This window comes from Bradyrhizobium nitroreducens (assembly GCF_002776695.1).
Taxonomy (GTDB): Bacteria; Pseudomonadota; Alphaproteobacteria; order Rhizobiales; family Xanthobacteraceae; genus Bradyrhizobium; species Bradyrhizobium nitroreducens.
Genome location: NZ_LFJC01000003.1, coordinates 5,009,955 through 5,026,890 on the forward strand (window position 1 = coordinate 5,009,955; position 16,936 = coordinate 5,026,890).

Below are 16,936 nucleotides of genomic sequence, written 5' to 3' on the forward strand. Positions count from 1 at the left end.
GCAAGGCACATGCCGCCGCGGTCAGGACATCTCCCCGGCGGGAACCAGCCCTGCGGACGCGGCTCAGGAACTCTGTTCATGGTCGGAGAACCACGGGCACCTGAGGGGTCTACGGATTTTGCTTGTCTTTCGGAATATTATGACGACCAACATGTTAACACTCAAGGACGTGAATCGTGGGAGGTCGCCATGAATCACAGGGGCATCGAGTTCACCGTCGCCAAGACGGCGATTCCCGGAATCTGGCAATGGCAGTTCCGGATCGGCGAGCAGCTGAAGTCCGGCAAGACCGAGACGAAGATTGACCTGCTGGCGATCCGGCGCGTGCAGCTGCGCATCGACCGGGAGCTGAAGCGATCCGGACGGGCTGAACCCGCCGGTTAGGACTGTCGCACGGCACCTTGCGCCGCGACTAACCCCGCGGCGGCATGATCCGTAGCCGCCCGGAATTGATCTGGCGCCGGTTTGGGATTGGAGTGCGCGCGCCCATGGCCTTGGGGGGCGAGGCCATCACGGGCGCGATCGGTGCCAGCCATGCCGCTCTATTTCTTTCGAATCCGGAATGGCCGTTACTCCGGCTGCGCCGATCAGGCGACGGAGTTTGCAAATCGCGATTCGGCCTGGAAAGAGATGACCAGCGTCTGTGCCGACATGACCGCCGGCATTGCCCGCAAGCTCCAGGAGAATTCCGAATGGCAGATGGAGCTGCTTGACGAGGCCAAGGAGCCGGTGTTCCGGATCCGTATCGTCGCCGAAACCCTCGACTAGACTAATCCGCGCTGGGCAGCCGCCGCATGGTGAATTCGATGTCGCCGCCGGGCAATTCGCGCCAGGTCTCGACCGCGCTCATATAGCCGGCCTTGGGGTAGCGGGCGAAGAAAGCCTGCGCCCTCTCCCGTGCTGCCGCGCGCGGCAATGTGAAGGTCTCGCGCAGATAGCCGTCGCCGACCGTTTGGCCGGGCTTGCCGGCCAGCTTGCGCCGGCGCGCCATCCGCTCGGCAAGATCCCGCGGACGATCGGCCATGGCCTGCCCTCCCCTGCGCAACTCACGCTCAGCCAGATGTAGGGCGCCGGCCTAGGGAAGAGGAGTCCCGTCCGGAAGGCGCTGTCGGCCTGCCGGAATCGAGCGGCGGTCAGTTGGCGGCCGTGCCGCTCTTCTTCTTCGGCGCGCTGGTCGCGGCCGATGCCTTCGGTGCCGGCTGCTTCGGCGGATCGGCGCGCATGCCGCCCCAGGGATCGTTGGACGCCTTGGTGTCCGGAATCTTCTTCAGCGTTTCCTTGTAGGCCTTGTCACGCTCGGCTTCCGCGGCCTTCTCCTCGGGGGTCTTGCTCGGGGCATCCTGCAGCAAATTGAGCTGGGGCATTTGCCCATAGGCAGGTCCCGCCACCACGGCCAGCACCGCGGCCAAACGGAAAAGCTTCATCGTCCACTCCTTGATCATCCATGAGGCTCGGATCGCCCGCGCCTCGTCATCCGTGTCGCCGCCCCCGGGGCCGCTGGAGGCCCGCTAGAGCCGATCCGACCTGCACGATTTGGGCCCATGCAGCCAGTCGTCCCAGATCGGGCCGCATTTGGTGCACCCGCTCAGCGCGAGGCCGAGCGCGGCCATGCAGAAAAAGAGGACACACCGGCGCAACATCATCCACCCCTACCCAACCAGGCCATCATATCGGCCCAAGTCGGGCATTTTCAAGCCGACCGGACCGCCGCGAGACCGGGTGACTTTGCCGCGCCGATGCGCGCACAATGGGGCGAAACATCCGGCAATAGGGGAGAGTGCGACAGCAATGCAGATGCAGCCAGACGCCGAATTCGGCCTGTCCGACGCCAGACGCATCCTGGGCGAGGTTTTTGCACCCTGGGTCCAGGACCTCAACCTCGCCGTCGAGCGCATCGAGCACGCGCAGCCGGCGGATGCGCCGGACTGGCAGCCGGGCGCGCTGCTGCGCATGCCGTTTTCGGAGCGGCTCTGCCGGAACGGCGGCGTGGTCTGCGGACAGGCCCTGATGGCGCTTGCCGACACCGCGATGGTGATCGCCATCCTGGCCGCCAATCGCGGCTATCGCCCCATGACCACGGTCGACCAGACCACGCATTTCATGCGCGCGGTGTCCTCAATGGACGTGCTGGCGGATGCGCGCGTGGTGCGGCTCGGGCGCACCATGAGCTTTGGCCGCGTCACGCTGCTCTCGGCTGGCGACAACAAGCCGGTGGCGATGGTCTCGAGCGCTTTCGCGATGTTGCCGGGCTGATCAAAGAAGAGAGCCGCGTGCGCGCAAGGCGCATCGCGGCTCTCCAACGGTGTCGTCGAAGCGCAAGACCGAAGCGCGTTCCGATCGCGCCGAGGTCATCGAACTTCGCGAGCGCTACTTGCCGAGAATTTCGTCGGCCGCGGTGACGACGCTGACGGTCGGATTCTTTCCGCAATAGGCACCGAATTTCTTGGCGTTGTCGATGAACACCTCGGTGTCGATGATCGCGTTGTCCTCGTCGCCCTTGTACCAGCCGTCCATCCAGGTCAGCACGACCGCGATGTTGTCTTCGCCGCTGTCGAGGAACTGCTTGCAGGTCATGGTCGAAAGGTCCCACTTGACCGCGTGGGCCGGCATCGACGACAGCGAGAACGCTGCGGCGAGCAGAAGCGAAAGCGTGGTCTTCATCAGAATCTCCATCGGCGCACAGCGCCATAAAAGAAGGCTTTTCGTGAAAGTCGGCGGAGAGGCTCTCCGCGCGAACGTCGTAAACGAAGTCTGAAACGCCATCGAAGTAGCGCCAGTATTGAGTTTATTTCAACGTAATTTCTATGCACTACTCCAAGATCATCATGATGGATCGACGCCGATGATCGAGAAGCGTACAGCGCAGCGTCACCGTGTTTTCAAGGGTGGAACGATCACCTTCGAAAACGGCGGCATCCCCTGCACCGTGCGAAACATGTCGGTTGGCGGCGCGGCGATCGACCTCGATGCTCCCGTCATGTTGCCGCAATCGTTCACGCTCTCGATCTCGTGCGACGATTTCGTACGGAATTGTCGCACAGTTTGGCGCCGTGACAAGCGCGTCGGCCTCGCCTTTGTGCAATAGCGCGCGCGATGTGAACGAGCGTTCGCATCGCATCCACATCACGATGATGATCGTGTGATGCGGCGAGTTGCGACGTCATCGCAAGGCTCGCGCGCCGCTCGCGGGCGCCTCGTGGTCGATCCCGTAAGTGTGGCTGACGCAACGATTGGCGGAGCGCAACTGAGTCGCGATGCCGAGCCCGTCCACCGCGAGCGCACCGGCGTGCGATCCGAAGGCCCGACTCTATTTCGACTTCTTGGCGGGTTCGCTCGGACGGGCCCCGCCCCAGGGATCGTACTTGTCCTTGGGCTCGGGAATGCGATCGAGCGCGGCCTTGTAGGCTTTCTCGTCGACCTTGGGCATGTTGTCCGCCGGCTTGGCTGCGTCGGAGGGCTGCCGCCGGCCCTGGGCCTGTGCGGAGGCAGCCGCCAGTGCCAGCACGGCGGCCGCGATGACCAGAAACCTCATTGGCGCAATCCCCTTCCTCTGGGGTAGAAACTAGCCTGCAATGGCGGAATAGCAAATGCCGCGGGTTCTCGGCCCAAGCCGAGACTTCAGCAAAACTTGATTGGCCGGGACTTCGCCGGATCGCATTCGTGTCTATCTGTTGGCCCGCAGGGGACCCTCAGGAATGTTGCGGATCATTGCTCATGCGGCGCCGCTCGCCGCCGCGCTCGCGCTCGGCGCCTGCGGCGTTGCCGACAGCCGCGCGCCGGTGCCCGAGTTCATGCGCATGAAGGAGGCCGAGCAGCCGCCGCCCGAGGCACCTCCCGACGTCAAGCGCCTGGTGCGCGAGCAGATCGATGTGGTCTTCCTCACGACCTCCTATCCGCGCGAGGTGCACGTGGCCCCGCCTCATCGTGAGGTGCGAGGACCGGGCTGGACGGCTTGCGTCCGTGCCCAGCTCACCTCCGCGACCGGCAGCCCGCTCGGCGCCCAGACCTACATCGTGACCATCAAGGGCGGAAAAGTGGTCGACCGCCGGCGCGCTGAAGCCGACGACATCTGCGGGACGGAAGCCTACGAGCCGATCTAGAAACCGGCGCAAAGACGTGGGTTCCCGGGAAAAACAGGCATTTTGTCCGGAACGATCACCGCCTCCCCTTCTTGTTACCGCCGAGGGCAGTTTCGGAGGAGGACATGATGAAAACATTTACGATTGCGCTGTTGGCAGGTGTCGGCGCGCTGGCTACCGCGACCGGCGCCAAGGCCGCGGACGTCTATTCGACCAGCGAATTCACGAGCCCTGACCTTGTCCAGCAGGTGCGGCTGGTCTGCGACGATGCCGGCAATTGCTATCGCACCCGGGGCGGCGCGCGCGTGATCGTGCGCGATTCCTACAACTCCATGCCGCGCGAACGCTACTATGAGCGGCGGACGTATCGTCGCGACTGGGATGACGGGCCGCGCGCCGGCGTCGGCATTCGTGCGCCCGGCGTCAGCGTCGGCGTGGGTGTCGGCGACGACCGCTGGTAAGACCGTAAGCTGAGGCAAAAGGACCGGACGACGATCGTCGCCCGGTCCTTTTCGCGTCAGGCAGCCGACTGCGGCGCTCAGGCGGAAGCGGCTTGCTGCTGAAACTGCTCGTACGCCGCGATTGCATCGGCGGCGTACATCAGCGACGGCCCGCCGCCCATGTAGACGGCCATGCCGAGCGTCTCCTCGATCTCTTCGCGCGTCGCGCCGAGCTTGACGAGCGCCTCGGCGTGAAAGCCGATGCAGCCGTCGCAATGCGCGGCGACGCCGAGCGCCAGCGCCATCAGCTCCTTGGTCTTCTTGTCCAGCGCGCCGTCGCGGGTGGCGGCCTGGGCCAGTGCGGAAAATCCCTTCATCGTGTCGGGAATGTCGTTTCTCAGCTTTTTCAGATTGGCCGAGATGTTCCTGGTGATGTCGACGTAGTTCTTGTCCATCGGATCCTCGCTAGCTGGATTTGGCTGTGGTCGGAGCCGCCTCGCGCGGTGCGCGCAAGGCGATGTAGATCGCGGGGATCACCAGCACGGTGAGCAGCGTTGACGAGGCAAGCCCGAACAGGAGCGAGATCGCCAATCCCTGAAAGATCGGATCGAGCAGGATGGTCGCAGCCCCGATCATTGCCGCGAGTGCGGTGAGCAGGATCGGCTTGAAGCGGACCGCGCCGGCTTCCAGCACCACCTCGCGAAGCGACTTGCCGTCAGCGCCGCTGTGCCGGATGAAATCGACCAGCAGGATCGAATTGCGCACGATGATGCCGGCGAGCGCGATGAAGCCGATCATCGAGGTCGCAGTGAACGGCGCGCCCAGCAGCCAGTGCCCGATCAGGATGCCGATCAGCGTGAGCGGGATCGGCGTCAGGATCACGAGCGGCAAACGGAAGCTCCTGAACTGGGCGACGACCAGCACGTAGATGCCGAGGATGGCTGCGCCGAAAGCTGCGCCCATGTCGCGGAAGGTCACCCAGGTGATCTCCCATTCGCCGTCCCACAGCAGCGTGGGCCGCGACTCGTCCGACGGCTGGCCGTGCAGGCTGATCGCGGGCTTCGGCAGCTTGCCCCAGTCATGGGTCTCCACGCGGTCGGCAACCGCGAGCATGCCGTAAAGCGGCGCCTCGAACCGTCCGGCGAGTTCGGCCATCACCATGTCGGCGAAGCGGCCGTCGCGGCGGAAGATCGTCGGCGAGCCCTGCTCCATCGTCGCCTTCACGACCTGGCCGAGTTCGACCACCGTCTTGCTGCCGGGCAAGGTGTTGGCCGGCACCGGCGTCGAGGCCAGCGCCTCGTCCCAGACCAGATCGCGCTTGCCGAGATGCACCGCGATCTCGATCGGGTTGCGGTCCTCGCCGCGATGCGAATAGCCGACCGAGGTGCCGCCGAACAGCGCCTGGATGGTGTCATAGACGTCGCGCTGCTCGACGCCGAAGAATTCGAGCCGGTCCTGGTCGATCGAGAGCCGCAGCCGCGGCCGCTTCTCGCCGATGGAATCGTCGACGTCGACGATGAACGGCACTTCCGCGAAGACCTTCTTGAGCTCGGCGGTGACGGCACGGCGTGTGGCTGCATCGGGACCGTAGACTTCGGCGAGCAGCGTCGAAAGCACCGGCGGTCCGGGCGGCACCTCGACCACCTTGATGCTGGTGCCTGCGGGCGGATCGAGCGCCTTCAGCTTCTCGCGCAGCTCGAGCGCGATCTCGTGGCTCGCCCGCTTGCGCTCGCCGCGCGCAGCCAGATTGACCTGAACTTCGCCGAGCTCGGGCCTCTCCCGCAAATAATAGTGCCGCACCAGGCCGTTGAAATTGAACGGCGCCGGCGTGCCGGCATAGGATTGCAGCGAAGTGACCTCCGGCAGCTGCCGCGCGATCTCGGCCGCGCCGAACAGCGTACGCTCGGTCGCCTCCAGGCTGGCCCCTTCCGGCAGGTCGACGACCACGGCGATCTCGGACTTGTTGTCGAACGGCAGCAGCTTGACCGTGACCGACTTGGTCGCAAACAGCGTCATCGACAGCAGCGTCGCGATGCCGACACCGAGCAGGAAGATCCAGGCCGACCGCTTGCTCCGCACGATCGGCGCGGCAAAACGGCGGTAGAGCCTGCCGAGCCGGCCTTCGTCGTGCGCCGCATGCGCGGAAGCCAGCTCGCCCTTCGGCGCGAGCTTGAGCATCAGCCAGGGCGCGACCACCATGGCGACGAAGAACGAGAACAGCATGGCCGCCGACGCGTTGGCCGGGATCGGCGCCATATAGGGCCCCATCAGGCCCGACACGAACAGCATCGGCAGCAGCGCGGCGACCACGGTCAGCGTCGCCACGATGGTGGGGTTGCCGACCTCCGCCACTGCCTCGATGGTCGCCTGCAGGCGCGGCCGGCCGTCGCGCATGCCCCAGTGCCGCGCGATGTTCTCGACCACGACGATGGCGTCGTCGACGAGAATGCCGATGGAGAAGATCAGCGCGAACAGGCTGACGCGGTTGATGGTGTAGCCCATCAGATTGGCGGCGAACATCGTGAGCAGGATCGTCGTGGGAATCACGACGAAGGTCACCAGCGCCTCGCGCCAGCCGATCGCGATCGCGATCAGGATGACGATCGAGACGGTCGCGAGGCCGAGGTGGAACAAGAGCTCGTTGGCTTTCTCGTTGGCGGTCTCGCCGTAGTCGCGCGTCACCGTCACCTGGATATCCTCCGGGATCAGGCGCGACTTCAAGCCTTCGAGGCGCTTTGCGATGTTCTCGGACACGACGACCGCATTAGCGCCGGCACGCTTGGCCAGCGCCAGGCTCACGGCAGGCGTCCGCGCCCATTGCCCGCCGGCGGCGCGCGAATCCGTCCAGACGCGATGCTCGACGGTGCTCGGGCCGACGACGACGGAAGCAACGTCCTTGACGTAGACCGGCCGGCCGTCGCGGCTCGTGATCAGCAGCAATCCGATGTCGGGGATGCCTGACAGCGTTTGCCCCGCGGTGACGTTCCGCACGATGCCGGCGTCCCGGACCTGCCCGGCGAGGAACGACCGGTTGGCATCCTTCACCTTGGCGACGAGTTGCTGCAGCGTGATCCCGAACAGCGACAGCTTCTCCGGATCGGGCTCGACCCGGATCTGTTGCGCCGCACCGCCGGAAATGTAGGTCAGGCCGATGTCGTCGACCTTCATCAGCTCCGCGCGTAGCTTGTCGGCGAGCTCGTAGATGTCCTTGTCGGTCCAGCGGCTGGCGGCCTCCGGCTTCGGCGACAGCGTCAACACAGTCACCGCGACGTCGTTGATGCCCCGGCCGACGATCAGCGGCTCGGGAATGCCGACGGGAATGCGGTCGAGATTGGCGCGGATTTTCTCGTGCACCCTGAGAATGGCATCCTCGAACTTGGTGCCGACCAGGAAGCGCGCGGTCACCATCACGCGGTCGTCCTCGGTCTGGCTATAGACGTGCTCGACGCCGTCGATGCCCTTGACGATCGATTCCAGCGGCTTGCTCACCAGCTCCACCGCGTCCGGCCCGCGCAAGCCGTCGGCGTTGACGCGGATGTCCACCATGGGGACGCTGATCTGCGGCTCCTCCTCGCGCGGAATCACCACGACGGCGATCAGCCCCACGACGAGCGCCCCGATCAGGAACAGCGGCGTCAGCGGAGAGGCGATGGTCGATCGGGTCAACCGTCCTGACAGGCCTAGATTCACGGCCGCACCAATTGGTCACCGGTCCGGATGCCCGACAGGATTTCGAGCCCGTCGGGAAGCGAAGGCGTCGGCATGTCGCGGCCGCGCTGCACCGGCACGTCGATCGTCTCGTCGCCCTTCCGGAGCTGGACGTAGTCGATACCGAACCGGGTCGTCACATAGCTGGACGGAATGACGAAAGCCGGCCGCGCGCCGCCGGCAATCCAGACCCGCAAGCGATCGCCGACGAAATACTCGCCGAGCCCCTCGACGGTCGCATCCGCGATGACGCGCCCCTCCTCGATCTGGGGATAGACGAGGTCGACGACGCCCCATTTCGAGGCCTCTCCCGCCAGCTCCGCGCCATCGACGCGGACCTTGTCGCCGGCCTTCAAGGCACGGGCGTGCCGCTCCGGAACGCGCAGCCGCAGCTTGAAGTTCTGCTGGGCGATCGTGACGATCGGATCGCCGGCAAGCACGACGGAACCCACGGTGATCAGCCGTTTCAGCACACGGCCATCCGCCGGCGCGAGCACCTGACCCTGATTGAGCTGCTCACTGGTCACGGCCCGCTCGGCGACCTTGGCGCGCAGGTTGTTGTCGGCGACGTTCAACGCGGTGCGCTGCTCGTCCAGCTTGATGCGCGGCAGGATGCCGCGCTCGACCAGCCCTTCCGTTCGGGTGAAATCGATCTGCGCCTGGTTCGCCTGGGCCTGGAGCGCCTCGATCTGCGCGTCGAGCGATTTCATCTGGAGGACGAGCTTCTCATCGCCGATCGCCGCGATGACCTGACCCGCGGTGACGCGATCCCCTTCGCGCACCTTGAGCTGGACGACGGTGCCGCCGATGCGGCCGCGCGCGGGGACGACGCTGATGCTCTCGACGGTCGCAAAGACCGCCTTCTCGTCGCTGACTTGCTGCTGCGCAACGGTGAGCGTAGCCGCGGCGGCAGCGGATCCCGCCGGTACTCCGATCGCCGCCCACGCAGCCAAAAGTCCGAGGCGCGCCAGATATTGCAAGGGACACATCCGTGTCGTCATAGGGTTCATCACACCGCGCCGCGGTGCTCCTCTCATTTCATCGACATCGGGCGAAGGCGCGTTGATCTCGCGCAAGGCGGGCCCGCCCGCCTTTGCCTAGGCTTCACCTCGTCCTTGCGGACTTCGGCGCGCAGAACACCTGGTAAAGCGTCTTCAGGATCTCGCGCGCCGGCTCGCTGGCGATCGAATAGAAGATCGTCTGCGCATCGCGCCTGGCGGCGACCAGGCCGTCCTTGCGAAGGAGCGCAAGATGCTGGGAGACTGTGGAGTCGCGCAGACTCAGAAACTCGGCCAATTCGCCGACCGATCGCTCGCCGTCGATCAACTGGCAGATGATGAGAAGACGGTGGCGGTTCGAGAGCGCCTTGAGCAGCTCGCTCGCCCGATCCGCCGCCCGCTCCATGATTTCGCTATTTATTTTCATACTTGCGTATATACGCAATTACGAATATATAGTCAAGCGCTGCACGACGGCCGGACTGAACCGGCGAAGCGGCCTGATCCAACGGAGGATACCCATGGCGGAAGTTGTCGTAGTCGGAGCCGGTCTGAGCGGAACACTGATGGCCTATGAATTGCTGCCCCAGTTGAGAAAAGAGGACCGCCTCAGCGTCATCTCGCAAGGCGCGGTCTATCATTTCGTGCCTTCGAACCCATGGGTGGCAATCGGCTGGCGCAAGCGCGAAGAGATCGAGATCGATCTCGCGGACATCATGAAACGCAAGGGCGTGCGACTGCTGACGCAGGGCGCAAAGCGCGTCCACCCCGAGGAGAACCGTGTCGAGCTCGGCGACGGCACGTCGATCGACTATGATTATCTGGTCGTCGCGACCGGTCCCGAACTTGCCTTCGACGAAATCCCGGGCCTCGGGCCGCAGGGCCATACGCAGTCGATCTGCCATGTCGATCACGCCGCCCATGCCCGCGACGCCTTCGAGACGCTCGCGGCCAATCCCGGCCCGGTCGTGATCGGTGCCGTTCAGGGCGCCTCCTGCTTCGGTCCGGCCTACGAGTTCCTGTTCATCCTGGAGACCGAGCTGCGCCGGCGGAAGCTGCGCGACCGGGTGCCGATGACGTTCGTCACCTCGGAGCCCTATATCGGCCATCTCGGTCTCGACGGCGTCGGAGACACCAAGGGTCTCCTCGAAAGCGAGATGCGGGAGAAACATATCAAGTGGATCACCAACGCCCGCGTCGACAATGTCGCACCCGGCTTGATGACGGTGGAGGAGCTTTCAGACAACGGCACGTCCCGCAAGGCCCATGAGCTGCCATTCGTCTATTCGATGATGCTGCCCGCCTTCCGCGGCGTCGAGGCGGTGCGTGGTATCGAGAAGCTGACCAATCCGCGCGGCTTCGTCATCGTCGACAAGCATCAGCAGAATCCCGCCTTCCCCAACATATTTGCGGTTGGCGTCTGCGTCGCGATCGCGCCGGTCGGCGCGACACCGGTGCCGGTGGGCGTCCCCAAGACCGGCTTCATGATCGAATCCATGGTGACGGCGACCGCGATGAACATCGGCGCCCTGCTCCGCGGCAAGGCGCCGACGGCGCAGCCGACCTGGAACGCGATCTGCCTCGCCGATTTCGGCGATTCCGGCGTCGCCTTCCTCGCGCAGCCGCAGATTCCGCCGCGCAACGTCAACTGGTCCTCCAAGGGCGAATGGGTGCACCTCGCCAAGGTCGCCTTCGAGAAATACTTCCTGCGCAAGATGCGGCGCGGCGAGAGCGAGCCGTTCTACGAGCGCTTCGTTCTCGACAAGCTGAACATCGCCAAGCTCAAGGAGGTCCGAACCGGCACATGAGCACGACACGCCAGATCGTCTGCGGACATTGCGGGCGCATCAACCGCCTGCCGGCCGAGCGCGCACCGCAAGATGCGCGCTGCGGCGCCTGTCATCAGCCGATGTTCACCGGCCGGCCGATCGAGGTGGACGAGACGGGCTTCGATCGCCATGTCGCGAGCAGCGACATTCCCGTGCTGGTCGACGTCTGGGCGCCATGGTGCGGACCCTGTCGCGCCATGGCCCCGATGTTCGAGCGCGCGGCGCAGCAGCTCGAGCCCGGCGTGCGGCTGTTGAAGCTGAATTCGGACAACGCACCCGCCTTGTCGTCGCGCCTTCACATCAGCGGCATTCCGACGCTGCTGCTGATGCGCGGCGGCCGCGAAATCGCCCGCCAATCCGGCGCGATGGATGCGCGTAGCATCGTCGCCTGGACCGAAGCCAACCTGACCCGTACTTAAAAAGGAGCCTGCCATGAATGTCGATAAAGCCGTCCTCGCCTTTGCGGGATGTGTCGTCCTGCTCGGTCTCGCACTGGGCACCTATGTCAATGCGTATTGGTACCTGCTGACGGCCTTCGCCGGACTGAACATGTTGCAGGCCTCGTTCACGGGCTTCTGCCCGGCGGCGATCGTGTTCAGGAAGCTCGGCTTGAGCAGCGGCTGCGCGTTCTCCTGAACGCGCCGAATGCAGCCTGGGATGCGGGGGAATTTGCCATGACCGACGACACCTTCATTGAGGGACCTCTCTACGAGAAGCGTAGGAAGGTTTATCCGCAGTCGGTCCACGGGCCGTTCCGCCGCATCAAATGGACGATCCTCTGCGTCACGCTCGGGGTCTATTATCTCCTGCCGTTCGTGCGCTGGAATCGCGGACCCGGCCTCCCCGACCAGGCCGTGCTGATCGACCTGCCGCACCGCCGCTTCTATTTCTTCTTCATCGAGCTGTGGCCGCAGGAGGTCTACTACTTCACCGGCCTGCTCATCCTCGCCGCCATGATTCTGTTCCTGATGAACGCCGTCGCAGGACGGCTGTGGTGCGGCTATTTGTGCCCGCAGACGGTGTGGACCGATTTGTTCTACGCCGTGGAGCGCTGGGTCGAGGGCGACCGCCGCGAGCGCATGCAGGGCGACAAGCGCTACTGGACGTTCGACCACATCCGGAAGGTCGCGCTGAAGCATTTCCTCTGGATCATGATCGCCTGGTGGACCGGCGGTGCCTGGGTGCTCTATTTCGACGACGCACCGACGCTGGTGAAGGAGCTCGCCACCTTCCAGGCCCCATTCATCGCCTATCTCTGGATCGGCATCCTGACCGCGACGACCTACGTCTTCGCCGGCCACGCCCGCGAGCAGATGTGCATCTACATGTGCCCGTGGCCGCGCATCCAGGCGGCCCTGACCGACGAATGGGCGCTCAACGTCACCTATCGCCGCGACCGCGGCGAGCCGCGCATGTCGGTGAAGAAGGCGGAGGCCGCCCGCGCGCACGGCGATGTCGCAGGCGATTGCGTCGACTGCCACCAGTGCATCAACGTCTGCCCGACCGGCGTCGACATCCGCCACGGCATCCAGCTCGGCTGCATCCAATGCGGCCTGTGCATCGACGCCTGCGACAACGTCATGCAGGAGATCGGCCGGCCCAAGGGCCTGATCGGCTACGACACCGACATCAACATGCAGCGCCGGCGGGAGGGCAAGCCGCCGATCTATCGCATCATCCGCGCGCGCACGCTGGTCTATGCCGGAGCCATTGCCATCGTCGGCAGCGTCATGCTGTACACGTTGGCCACGCGCGCGACGATGGACGTCAACGTGCTGCACGAGCGCAATCCGCTGTTCGTCCAGCTCTCGGACGGCGGGGTGCGCAACGATTACACCGTACGCATCCTCAACAAGGGTGCCCAGCGATCGTTTGCGATCGAGGTCTCCGGACTGCCCGGCGCGAGCATCCGCCTTGCGGGCATCGAAGCCGCTTCCGGTGCCAAGCCCGTCGTCGAGGTCGGTCAGGACCAGACCCGCGAGGTCAGGCTGTCGGTACAGGTCGGGCCTGCCGATCTGCCGAAGACCTCGCGCGATCTCGAGGTCACGATCACCGATACCGCCGGCGGCGGACGGGCGAGCGCCCGTGATCACTTCCTGCCCGGCGACAAATAGGGTCTGCGTTGAGCATCCGGCGCCGGATGCTCAACGAGACGTTAACATTACCGTTCGAATTGGAGCCGCGTCCCAACGGTATTTTCCAATCTTTGCGCTAAGCATGGCCACGTGACGCGGCATTCGCCCGCGTGAACGGGACGAGGGGACGTGGTCGACATCGCGCAGCAGGCAGCGCTTCATCCGGCATCCGCGAGGGATGCCATAGTCGCGCGCGTCCCGCTCACGGCGATCGACCCCGGCCAGTGGCGCGCACTGGCGCAGCGCGCAATCGAGCCGAACGGATATTATTTGCCCGCCTGGGAGCTCGCCGTCAGCGCCACCGCACGCGGCCGCACCTCAGCCTCGGCACTGCCCGCATGCGACGGAACTTCGTCGCGACTGATCGGGCTGATGCCCGTGATCTCGCTGTGGCGCTCCTTAAAGATTCCCCTGCCCGCGCTGGTGAGCGCGCATCCCTATGGCACGCTGTGCAGTCCGCTGATCGACCGCGACGCCCCGATCGAGGCGGCCACGCGGCTGTTGCAGCAGGCCCGCGAGGTCGGCGCGCATGCGCTCGTGCTGAACGACGTCGCGCTCGACGGCGCGGCGATGACTGCGCTCGGGCAGGCCCTGAGCCGCGACCGCCTGAAGCCGCGCGTGCTGTCCTCCTACATGCGCGCCAGCCTCGATGCCACGCAGGATGCCGAAACGCTGCTGCGCGAGGCGCTTGGCACCAAGAAACTCAAGGAGCTGCGCCGTCAGCGCCACCGGCTCGAAGCGCACGGCCCTGTGACGTTCGACGTCGCGCGCCGGCCAGATGAGATCGGGCCCGCGATCGAGACCTTCCTGCAGCTCGAAGCGAGCGGCTGGAAAGGCAAGCGCGGCACCGCCCTGGTCCAGCATGATGGCGATGCGACCTTCATCCGCCGCGCCGTGCCGGCGCTGGCGGAGACCGCGCAGTGCGAGATCATCACGCTGCGCGCCGGGACGACGGCGGTCGCCGCCGGCATCGTGCTGCGCCATCAGGATCGCGCCTTCTTCTTCAAGCTCGGCATCGACGAGCGCTTTGCGAAATATTCGCCGGGCGTGCAGCTCACGCTCGAGCTCACCCGCCATCTCTGCGCCGATCCCGCCATCGCCAGCGCGGATTCCACCGCGGGCGCCGACCATCCCATGATCAACCCGATCTGGCGCGGACGCTTTGCTGTCGGCGACGTGCTGATCCCGCTGCGGCGGCACGATCCAATCGTCGCACTAATTCACGGAGCGCTGCTCGGCCTCAACACCGCGCACGAGGCCGCGCGGCGCCTGGTTCGCCGGCTTCGCAAATAGGCGAAATTACTCCGCTGCCTCAGCGTTGATCTCCGCCGAGACCTGGCGGATGGCGCGGGCGAGCAGGTTCGGATCCTGCGCGCCGGAGACGGCATATTTCTGCGCGAACACATAGGTCGGAACGCCGGAGATGCCCTTCTCGGCGGCTTCCTGAGCGTCGGCCGAAACGCGCGCGACGTCTTCGTCGGTGGCAAGGCGCTTGCGCACGTCGTCGGCATCGAGGCCGACATCGGCGGCGGCCTGCACCAGCACGTTCACGTCGGTGAGATCGCCGCCGTCACGGAAATACAGCTCCATCAGGCGCTGCTTCATCTCGGGCGCCTTGCCGATCGTATCCGCCCACAGGATCAGGCGATGGCAGTCGGTGGTGTTGGGCTGGCGCGCCACAAGCTCCGGCTTGTAGACGAGCCCCTCCTCGCTCGCGGCCGCAACGACGCGCCCGGCAATGCCCTTATAGGCCTCGACCGAGCCGAACTTCTGGGTGAGATAGGCCTCGCGGCTGATGCCCTCGCGCGGCACCCAGGGATTGAGGAAGAAGGGGCGGAAATTGAGCTTGACGGGGACATCAGGCACCAGCGCCAGCGCGCTCTCGATCCGGTGTTTGCCGATATAGCACCAGGGGCACACCACGTCGGAGACGACGTCGATCTGGAGCGGTTTCAGCGTGCTCATGTCAGGCGCCTCCTTCGGGCAGGTCAAGGGTTCGTCGGAAGATAAGCCGAACCCGCTCCGAGGCAAGGGCGCTAAGTCATGGCTGCTGCCATCTGCCTGAGCCGCTCGGCGGTGCGCTCGTCGGCCGGGAAGAAGGTTTCCAGCGCCAGCTCCGACAAGGTGATGTCCACGGGCGTGCCGAACACCATGGTGGTGGAGAAGAAACTCAGGATATCGCCCCCGTGGCGCAGCTTGAAGGGGATCGCGACGTTGTCGCTCGACAGCGGCCCCGCGCGCGCCGGAATCGGATAGCTCTTGAGATCGCCATAGAGCTTGATCAGCTCGGGATCGGCGGTCGCCTCGCATTGCCGGTGCAGCCGCTCCAAGAGATGCCCGCACCATTCGGCGAGATTGACCGTGCGCGGCGCCAGCGCCTCCGGATGGAAAGCGAGCCTGAGCACGTTGAAGGGCTGGCCGAGCAGATGCTGCGGAATGCCGTCGAGCAGTGGCGCCACCATGCGGTTGGCCGAGACCAGGTTCCAGTGCCGGTCCACCGCGAGCGCGGGATTGGGCTCATGCGCCTTCAGCACGAGGTCGATTGCCTGGCGGGCTGATTTCAAGGCGGGATCCTCCAGCGGACGCTGCTGGAACGCCGGCGCGTAGCCGGCCGCAACCAGCAGCACGTTGCGTTCGCGCAAGGGCACGTCGAGACGTTCGGCGAGCCTGAGCACCATGTCGCGCGACGGAGCGGCGCGGCCGGTCTCGACGAAACTTAAGTGCCGCGCCGAAATCTCGGCCTCGCCCGCGAGATCGAGCTGACTCATGCGGCGGCGCTGCCGCCATTCGCGCAAATGGTCGCCGATATGGACCGGCTGGCTGCGTTCGGACCGTGCCGTGGATGCATGTGCGTTCATGCCCGGAAACCTATCACGCAGATTTCGGCCCTTCCATTACCCGCGAGGTAATCGAATTGGCCCGCGGGCCGGCGCATCTTCGGTTGCAACAGGAGATGACCATGATCGCGCTGCTGCTCTACCGGACCGTCGCCGACCACCTTGTTCCCTGGGCCATGACGCTCGCGACCCGCATGCTGGCGCGCAGCCTCAACATGCCCGAGCCGCTGGTGCATTCGACCGGCGATTACGTGGTCGCGCAGGTCATCGCCTTCGAGCACGGCATCGGCAGGAGCCTCTGCCCGTTCCGCCTTGCCCGTGTCCTGCGCGCATGGTGGCGCGGACGGCATTGAATCCCACCCCCAGCCCAACCAAGGAGACTTACGATGATCGACGCATCCGCCTTCCTCCGCCGCGCCCTGCTCGCCGATGCCGTCTTCAGCGGCGTTGCCGCCCTCGGCTTCGCCTTCGGTGCGAGCGCTTTCGCATCGCTCTTCAACCTGCCGGAAGCGTTGCTGCGCGAAACCGGCCTGTTCCTGATCGCCTACACCGCCCTGGTCGGCTGGCTCGCCTCGCGCGCCTCGGTGTCGAAGGCGCTGGTGCTGCTGGTCGTGGTCGGCAATGCGGCCTGGACGGTCGGAAGCATCGCGCTGCTGTTCTCCGGCGCGGTGTCGCCGAACATCGCCGGCGAGCTCATGGTCGTCGCCCAGGCGATCGCCACCGGCGTGTTTGCGGAGCTGCAATATGTGGGATTGCGGAAGAGCGGGAGTGTCGTCACAGCGTGACGATCTCGTGTCCCGGACGCGCTGCAGCGCTCTTGCGCTGCTGCGCAGAGCCGGCAACTGTTATGTTGACGGTGCGACCTTATAGATTTTTCGGTCGCGCAGCATAGCGTTGAGGATGGTCAGCA

General features: G+C 65.5%; 23 protein-coding genes. 13 read left to right on the forward strand and 10 right to left on the reverse strand.

Annotated elements, in window-relative coordinates:
• Window positions 1–189: 189 nt before the first annotated feature.
• The gene (locus tag TSA1_RS24225; RefSeq protein WP_100178527.1) at window positions 190–384 is read left to right on the forward strand and encodes a hypothetical protein; all 195 of its coding nucleotides are present in this window, start codon (window positions 190–192) and stop codon (window positions 382–384) included.
• 150 nt (window positions 385–534) lie between these two features.
• Entirely contained in the window at window positions 535–768 is a 234-nt protein-coding gene (locus TSA1_RS24230) for a DUF6894 family protein (protein ID WP_100178528.1), read from the forward strand.
• 1 nt (window position 769) lies between these two features.
• Here the strand turns inward: TSA1_RS24230 and TSA1_RS24235 are convergent, their stop codons facing one another.
• Both TSA1_RS24235 and TSA1_RS24240 read right to left on the reverse strand, forming a co-directional pair.
• Window positions 770–1,024 (reverse strand): hypothetical protein, encoded by a 255-nt coding sequence (locus tag TSA1_RS24235; protein ID WP_100178529.1) that lies wholly within the window; start codon window positions 1,022–1,024, stop codon window positions 770–772.
• Window positions 1,025–1,133: 109 nt separating this feature from the next.
• Window positions 1,134–1,424 (reverse strand): hypothetical protein, encoded by a 291-nt coding sequence (locus tag TSA1_RS24240; RefSeq protein WP_100181309.1) that lies wholly within the window; start codon window positions 1,422–1,424, stop codon window positions 1,134–1,136.
• Between the two features lie 364 nt (window positions 1,425–1,788).
• Between TSA1_RS24240 and TSA1_RS24250 the strand changes: the two genes are divergently transcribed.
• Window positions 1,789–2,253: a PaaI family thioesterase gene (locus TSA1_RS24250; RefSeq protein ID WP_100178530.1), complete on the forward strand. Its 465-nt coding sequence runs from the start codon at window positions 1,789–1,791 to the stop codon at window positions 2,251–2,253.
• Window positions 2,254–2,367: 114 nt separating this feature from the next.
• On the opposite strand, the gene TSA1_RS24255 is transcribed toward TSA1_RS24250, so the two are convergent.
• The gene (locus TSA1_RS24255) at window positions 2,368–2,661 is read right to left on the reverse strand and encodes an HdeA family protein (protein WP_174719055.1); all 294 of its coding nucleotides are present in this window, start codon (window positions 2,659–2,661) and stop codon (window positions 2,368–2,370) included.
• A 181-nt stretch (window positions 2,662–2,842) separates the two neighbouring features.
• On the opposite strand from TSA1_RS24255, the gene TSA1_RS24260 reads away from it, so the two are divergent.
• Window positions 2,843–3,085 carry a PilZ domain-containing protein gene (locus tag TSA1_RS24260; RefSeq protein WP_174719056.1) on the forward strand — a complete coding sequence of 81 codons (243 nt, stop codon included), beginning with the start codon at window positions 2,843–2,845 and terminating at the stop codon, window positions 3,083–3,085.
• Window positions 3,086–3,307: 222 nt separating this feature from the next.
• Here the strand turns inward: TSA1_RS24260 and TSA1_RS24265 are convergent, their stop codons facing one another.
• On the reverse strand, window positions 3,308–3,532 hold the full coding sequence (locus TSA1_RS24265; RefSeq protein WP_100178533.1) for a hypothetical protein: 225 nt from the start codon (window positions 3,530–3,532) through the stop codon (window positions 3,308–3,310).
• A gap of 163 nt (window positions 3,533–3,695) precedes the next feature.
• Between TSA1_RS24265 and TSA1_RS24270 the strand changes: the two genes are divergently transcribed.
• Together TSA1_RS24270 and TSA1_RS24275 are read left to right on the forward strand one after the other, a co-directional pair.
• Window positions 3,696–4,100, forward strand: coding sequence for a hypothetical protein (locus tag TSA1_RS24270; protein WP_100178534.1), 405 nt, complete (start codon window positions 3,696–3,698; stop codon window positions 4,098–4,100).
• Between the two features lie 104 nt (window positions 4,101–4,204).
• Window positions 4,205–4,540, forward strand: coding sequence for a hypothetical protein (locus TSA1_RS24275; protein ID WP_100178535.1), 336 nt, complete (start codon window positions 4,205–4,207; stop codon window positions 4,538–4,540).
• Window positions 4,541–4,617: 77 nt separating this feature from the next.
• Here the strand turns inward: TSA1_RS24275 and TSA1_RS24280 are convergent, their stop codons facing one another.
• From TSA1_RS24280 to TSA1_RS24295, 4 genes are all read right to left on the reverse strand, one after another.
• Window positions 4,618–4,974: a carboxymuconolactone decarboxylase family protein gene (locus TSA1_RS24280; RefSeq protein ID WP_100178536.1), complete on the reverse strand. Its 357-nt coding sequence runs from the start codon at window positions 4,972–4,974 to the stop codon at window positions 4,618–4,620.
• A gap of 10 nt (window positions 4,975–4,984) precedes the next feature.
• A complete protein-coding gene (locus TSA1_RS24285) occupies window positions 4,985–8,209 on the reverse strand; it encodes an efflux RND transporter permease subunit (RefSeq protein ID WP_100178537.1) in 3,225 nt (1,074 codons plus the stop codon).
• Entirely contained in the window at window positions 8,206–9,216 is a 1,011-nt protein-coding gene (locus TSA1_RS24290) for an efflux RND transporter periplasmic adaptor subunit (protein WP_100178538.1), read from the reverse strand. The genes TSA1_RS24285 and TSA1_RS24290 overlap by 4 nt, the downstream gene beginning before the upstream one ends.
• 115 nt (window positions 9,217–9,331) lie before the next feature.
• On the reverse strand, window positions 9,332–9,631 hold the full coding sequence (locus tag TSA1_RS24295) for an ArsR/SmtB family transcription factor (protein ID WP_245448402.1): 300 nt from the start codon (window positions 9,629–9,631) through the stop codon (window positions 9,332–9,334).
• A 115-nt stretch (window positions 9,632–9,746) separates the two neighbouring features.
• On the opposite strand from TSA1_RS24295, the gene TSA1_RS24300 reads away from it, so the two are divergent.
• From TSA1_RS24300 to TSA1_RS24320, 5 genes are all read left to right on the forward strand, one after another.
• The gene (locus tag TSA1_RS24300) at window positions 9,747–11,033 is read left to right on the forward strand and encodes an NAD(P)/FAD-dependent oxidoreductase (RefSeq protein ID WP_100178540.1); all 1,287 of its coding nucleotides are present in this window, start codon (window positions 9,747–9,749) and stop codon (window positions 11,031–11,033) included.
• On the forward strand, window positions 11,030–11,473 hold the full coding sequence (gene trxC / locus TSA1_RS24305; protein ID WP_100178541.1) for a thioredoxin TrxC: 444 nt from the start codon (window positions 11,030–11,032) through the stop codon (window positions 11,471–11,473). The genes TSA1_RS24300 and trxC overlap by 4 nt, the downstream gene beginning before the upstream one ends.
• Before the next feature lie 13 nt (window positions 11,474–11,486).
• Window positions 11,487–11,690 carry a YgaP family membrane protein gene (locus TSA1_RS24310; RefSeq protein ID WP_097658086.1) on the forward strand — a complete coding sequence of 68 codons (204 nt, stop codon included), beginning with the start codon at window positions 11,487–11,489 and terminating at the stop codon, window positions 11,688–11,690.
• Between the two features lie 38 nt (window positions 11,691–11,728).
• The gene (gene ccoG / locus TSA1_RS24315; RefSeq protein ID WP_100178542.1) at window positions 11,729–13,168 is read left to right on the forward strand and encodes a cytochrome c oxidase accessory protein CcoG; all 1,440 of its coding nucleotides are present in this window, start codon (window positions 11,729–11,731) and stop codon (window positions 13,166–13,168) included.
• A gap of 150 nt (window positions 13,169–13,318) precedes the next feature.
• Window positions 13,319–14,482 carry a GNAT family N-acetyltransferase gene (locus TSA1_RS24320; protein WP_100178543.1) on the forward strand — a complete coding sequence of 388 codons (1,164 nt, stop codon included), beginning with the start codon at window positions 13,319–13,321 and terminating at the stop codon, window positions 14,480–14,482.
• A 6-nt stretch (window positions 14,483–14,488) separates the two neighbouring features.
• Here the strand turns inward: TSA1_RS24320 and TSA1_RS24325 are convergent, their stop codons facing one another.
• Together TSA1_RS24325 and TSA1_RS24330 are read right to left on the reverse strand one after the other, a co-directional pair.
• Window positions 14,489–15,154: a DsbA family oxidoreductase gene (locus TSA1_RS24325; protein ID WP_100178544.1), complete on the reverse strand. Its 666-nt coding sequence runs from the start codon at window positions 15,152–15,154 to the stop codon at window positions 14,489–14,491.
• Window positions 15,155–15,225: 71 nt separating this feature from the next.
• Window positions 15,226–16,047, reverse strand: coding sequence for a helix-turn-helix domain-containing protein (locus TSA1_RS24330; RefSeq protein WP_100178545.1), 822 nt, complete (start codon window positions 16,045–16,047; stop codon window positions 15,226–15,228).
• A 101-nt stretch (window positions 16,048–16,148) separates the two neighbouring features.
• Between TSA1_RS24330 and TSA1_RS24335 the strand changes: the two genes are divergently transcribed.
• Together TSA1_RS24335 and TSA1_RS24340 are read left to right on the forward strand one after the other, a co-directional pair.
• Entirely contained in the window at window positions 16,149–16,379 is a 231-nt protein-coding gene (locus TSA1_RS24335; RefSeq protein WP_174719057.1) for a hypothetical protein, read from the forward strand.
• A gap of 33 nt (window positions 16,380–16,412) precedes the next feature.
• The gene (locus tag TSA1_RS24340) at window positions 16,413–16,811 is read left to right on the forward strand and encodes a hypothetical protein (RefSeq protein ID WP_100178547.1); all 399 of its coding nucleotides are present in this window, start codon (window positions 16,413–16,415) and stop codon (window positions 16,809–16,811) included.
• Window positions 16,812–16,936 lie beyond the last annotated feature (125 nt).